The following is a 3,835-nucleotide window of genomic DNA, read 5'->3' as shown; positions in this document are numbered from 1 at the left end:
GTGCTGGTGCTGGCCTCAGGCCGGGGTGAGCGCTTTGCCGCGTCGGGCGGCGGCATGCACAAGCTGCAGGCGCTGCTGGCCGGCAAGCCGGTGCTGCAGCACACGCTGGACGCCGTGGCTGCCAGCGGCTTGCCCTGGCATCTGGAAGACGCAGGCCACCCGGGCATGGGCGACTGCATCGCGGCCGCCGTGCGGGCCACGCCCGAAGCTGCGGGCTGGTTGATTTTGCCGGGTGATTTGCCGCTGGTGCAGGCCGCCACGCTGCAGGCGGTGGCCGACGCGCTGGCGCAGCACGCGGTGGTGGTGCCGGTGTTCAGAGGCACGCGCGGCCACCCGGTCGGGTTTTCGGCCGCGTGCCGCGATGCGTTGCTGGATTTAAAGGGAAATCAGGGTGCGGCGCCCGTTGTACGGGCGCAAGAAGCTATCAATTCTGTAGCATTCATTGACGTGACCGATGAAGGCACAGTCACCGATATCGATACGCTGGACGATTTGCGCCGGGCTGAAGAACTGTTCAGCCAGCGTTGACCGCCCTGAACGGCCTCGGGAGCTCTCAGCCCTTTGCGATGACTGCGCAGGCCAGCCGCGGGCCGGAGTTGCCGGTGGGCTGGGTCTTGTAGTCGTCGGGGTCACGGTGAACGATCAGGCCCTTGCCGACGATGTCGGTCGTGCCGCTGCCGACTGAGAGGGTCTTTGATTCAAAGCTGAATTTCGCGACGCCGCTGGCATCGGCTTTCAGGCTGGGCAGGTCGCCTGTGTGGTGGGCCATGTCGGCATGGCTGCCGTGCTGCTGGCCGGTGGGGTTGAAGTGCCCGCCTGCACTCATGCCGTCGCCGCTGGAGCAGTCACCTTTTTCATGCACATGAAAACCGTGCTCGGCATTGGGCTTGAGGCCGCGTATCTCGCCCGAAACCAGTACCTTGTCCCCGCTCTGCACGAAGCTGACGGTGCCGCTGGCGGTGTTGCCGGTGGTGCTTTGCAATTGGGCCACGGCGCGCGGGCCACTCATGGATGAGGCGCAAGCGGCCAGTACAAAGGCGGCGGCAAGGGCGGTGGCAAGCGGTGCCAGGTGGTATTTCATGATGCAGGTCTCCTGATGGTTGATTCAGTGGCTGACTGTAGGGCGCCTTGCCCCTGCTGACAAGGCCGGGGCCTCCGCTGTCTGGGCCTATTTGGCCAGCTCCAGCAGCTTGCCCAGTGCGTGGTCGTGAATTCCCAGGGTTTTAAGTTTGTCGTAGGTGAGTTGCGCATATTCGCGCGTGGTGCCGTAGCGCCCGCACGAGTCCGAAAAGATCTGCCGGTAAACGTCTTCGCTGAGCACGCCCGTATGGTTGGGGCTGCGCTTGGACAAGGTGAAGGCCAGCGCCCGCACATTGCCCCCTGCAGTTTGGCAACGCAGCCACTTGGGGTCGTACACGCCGTTGGGCATTTCGCGTTCCCACAGCGCGGGCAGGGCGCCGGCAACCTGCGCCTGCGGTATCCGAAACACCATCCCCTTGCAGCTGCCGCCGTGCAGGAGGCCAAACACCAGGCCCGGGCATTCCGGCGTGCCGCGGTTCAGGCGGCTCCACATCTTCAGGGCGCGGTGGTAGCCGTGGATGGTCGCAAAACGTTCCTCGGCATGTTCAAACTCCGGACGCCAGATGAGCGAGGCATAGGCGAAGATCCAGAGATCGCTTTTACCGCCCCATTCGCGGATGACGGTCTCAAGCATGTGGTCCGGGTTGCGGGAAACGCTGATGCCTGGGCTGGCGGCTTGTTTGGCTGAATTTTCCACAGCCGCACTTTACAATGCGCTGAGTTTTTGTGACGGATTTAGTGACGGGAGTGGGCAATGTTTTCTCAGGACGATGAAGGCCAGCAAGGCTTGGTGTTGGCGGTCGTTCTCGGCCTCGTGGCCTTCGTGATCGCGCTGGTGGTGGGGCTCTGCGTGCATCGGCTCGGCCGGTCGCCTTCCGCCGCTGTTGTGCCTGCCCAAATATCCCTGCCCGTGCCCCCCGTGCCAGAGGTGGCGCCGACGCCTGCCCTGCCAGCCAGCACCGTGGACCATACCGCGAACATTGCCGGCCGGGCTTCGCAGGCTGCAGCCGACGCCGCCAGCGTGAAGGTGGAGCAAGGCGCGGTGCGGTTTTATTTTGCYTCGGGCGATGCMGACCTTGCGGACGGTGCGGGTGCTGCCCTGGGYGAAGTGGTCAAGGCCGCCAAGGCYGGCCGYACGCTGGTGATCACCGGTTTTCACGAYGCCACAGGGGACGCCCAGAAAAATGCRGCGCTTGCCCGGCAGCGCGCCCTTGCCGTGCGCGAGGCACTGAAGCAGGCCGGTGTTTCCGATCGCCAGATTGTGCTGAAAAAACCCGAGCAGCTTGTAGGCGGCGGCAGCGACGCCGAAGCGCGGCGTGTGGAAATTACCCTGCAGTAAAGCCGCACCCGCGGGTTGTTTCAGAACTTTGCAGAACAGCTTTTGCCGCTGCGTTTCGTAACCACCTGGTAACCATGCGGCGGTAAACAGGCCGGTAACCCGTTACCATAGAGTCAGTAATAAAGTTACATACCCAGTGACTTGACCATGACCGGAGTTACAACATGGCCCTTCACCCCGCAGTTTTAAAAATCACCGCCCGCATCGCAGAGCGCAGCCTTCCCACGCGCAGCGCCTACCTTGCACACCTGCGCGCTGCCGCCAGCCGCGAACCCGGCCTGGACCGCATGGGTTGCGCCAATGTGGCGCATGCTTTTGCTGGCATGCCGTTGGACGACCGCTTCAAGGTGGTGACCGAGCGTAAGCCCAACATCGGCATCGTCACCGCCTACAACGACATGTTGTCGGCGCACACCCCGCTTCAGGCCTACCCGGCTTTCATCAAGGACGAGGCCCGCAAGCTGGGCGCCACGGCGCAGGTGGCTGGCGGCGTGCCCGCCATGTGCGACGGCGTGACGCAAGGCACCAGCGGCATGGAGCTCAGCCTCTTCAGCCGCGATGTGATCGCCATGGCGACCGCCGTGGCGCTGTCGCACGACATGTTCGACGCGGCGCTGATGCTGGGCGTCTGCGACAAGATCGTGCCGGGCTTGCTAATAGGCGCGCTGCAGTTCGGCCACCTGCCCACGGTGTTTGTGCCGGCCGGGCCCATGACATCGGGCATTCCCAACAAGGAAAAAGCCCATGTGCGTGAGCAGGCCGCGCAAGGCCTGGTCGGCCGTGACGCCCTGCTTGATTCCGAATTCAAGTCCTATCACAGCCCCGGCACCTGCACCTTCTACGGCACCGCCAACAGCAACCAGCTGCTGCTTGAAGCCATGGGCCTGCACGTGCCGGGCACCGCGTTTGTGAACCCCGGCAACGCACTGCGTGAGGAGCTCACGCGCGAGGCGGCACGCACCGTGCTTGGCATCGTCAAGGCGAAGCGCTTTGCGCCCATCGGCCAGATCGTCGATGAAAAAGCCATTGTCAATGCCATGGTGGCCCTGCTCGCCACCGGGGGCTCCACCAATCACCTGATCCATTGGGTAGCCGTTGCGCATTCGGCCGGCATCGTGATCGACTGGAATGATTTTTCGGACCTCTCTGACGTGGTGCCGACGCTGGCCCATGTCTACCCCAACGGCAGCGCCGACGTGAACCAGTTCCAGGCCGCAGGCGGCCCCGGCTTCATCATTCGCGAGTTGCTGGATGCGGGCTTCATGCATGAAGACGTGCTCACGGTGCGTGAAGGCGGCATCCGCGAATACACACGCGAGCCGGCGCTGGCCGGCGCGGCGCTTGTCTGGCACGACGCGGGCGCTTCCAAAGACGAGGCCATCGTGCGCACGCCTGCCAAACCTTTCAGCGCCACCG

General features: G+C 64.2%; 5 protein-coding genes. 3 read left to right on the top strand and 2 right to left on the bottom strand.

Translation table 11 applies throughout. The features are described 5' to 3' along the window. Window positions 1-528 (top strand): nucleotidyltransferase family protein (locus AC1D1P_RS17120; RefSeq protein WP_477673797.1); only part of this gene is annotated, 528 nt, incomplete at its 5' end. 25 nt (window positions 529-553) lie between these two features. Here AC1D1P_RS17120 and AC1D1P_RS17115 read toward each other — a convergent pair. Further along, a complete protein-coding gene (locus AC1D1P_RS17115) occupies window positions 554-1,081 on the bottom strand; it encodes a superoxide dismutase family protein (RefSeq protein WP_477673796.1) in 528 nt (175 codons plus the stop codon). 87 nt (window positions 1,082-1,168) lie between these two features. Further along, complete coding sequence (locus tag AC1D1P_RS17110) at window positions 1,169-1,714, bottom strand: gamma-glutamylcyclotransferase (protein ID WP_477671617.1); 546 nt, start codon at window positions 1,712-1,714, stop codon at window positions 1,169-1,171. Between the two features lie 120 nt (window positions 1,715-1,834). Between AC1D1P_RS17110 and AC1D1P_RS17105 the strand changes: the two genes are divergently transcribed. Both AC1D1P_RS17105 and AC1D1P_RS17100 read left to right on the top strand, forming a co-directional pair. Then, on the top strand, window positions 1,835-2,419 hold the full coding sequence (locus tag AC1D1P_RS17105) for an OmpA family protein (protein ID WP_477673795.1): 585 nt from the start codon (window positions 1,835-1,837) through the stop codon (window positions 2,417-2,419). Between the two features lie 164 nt (window positions 2,420-2,583). After that, a partial coding sequence (locus AC1D1P_RS17100) for a dihydroxy-acid dehydratase domain-containing protein (protein WP_477673794.1) occupies window positions 2,584-3,835 on the top strand: 1,252 nt, incomplete at its 3' end.

This window comes from Polaromonas sp. P1_E1_2 (genome assembly GCF_056406035.1).
This window is presented reverse-complemented; position numbering and strand designations above follow the sequence as displayed.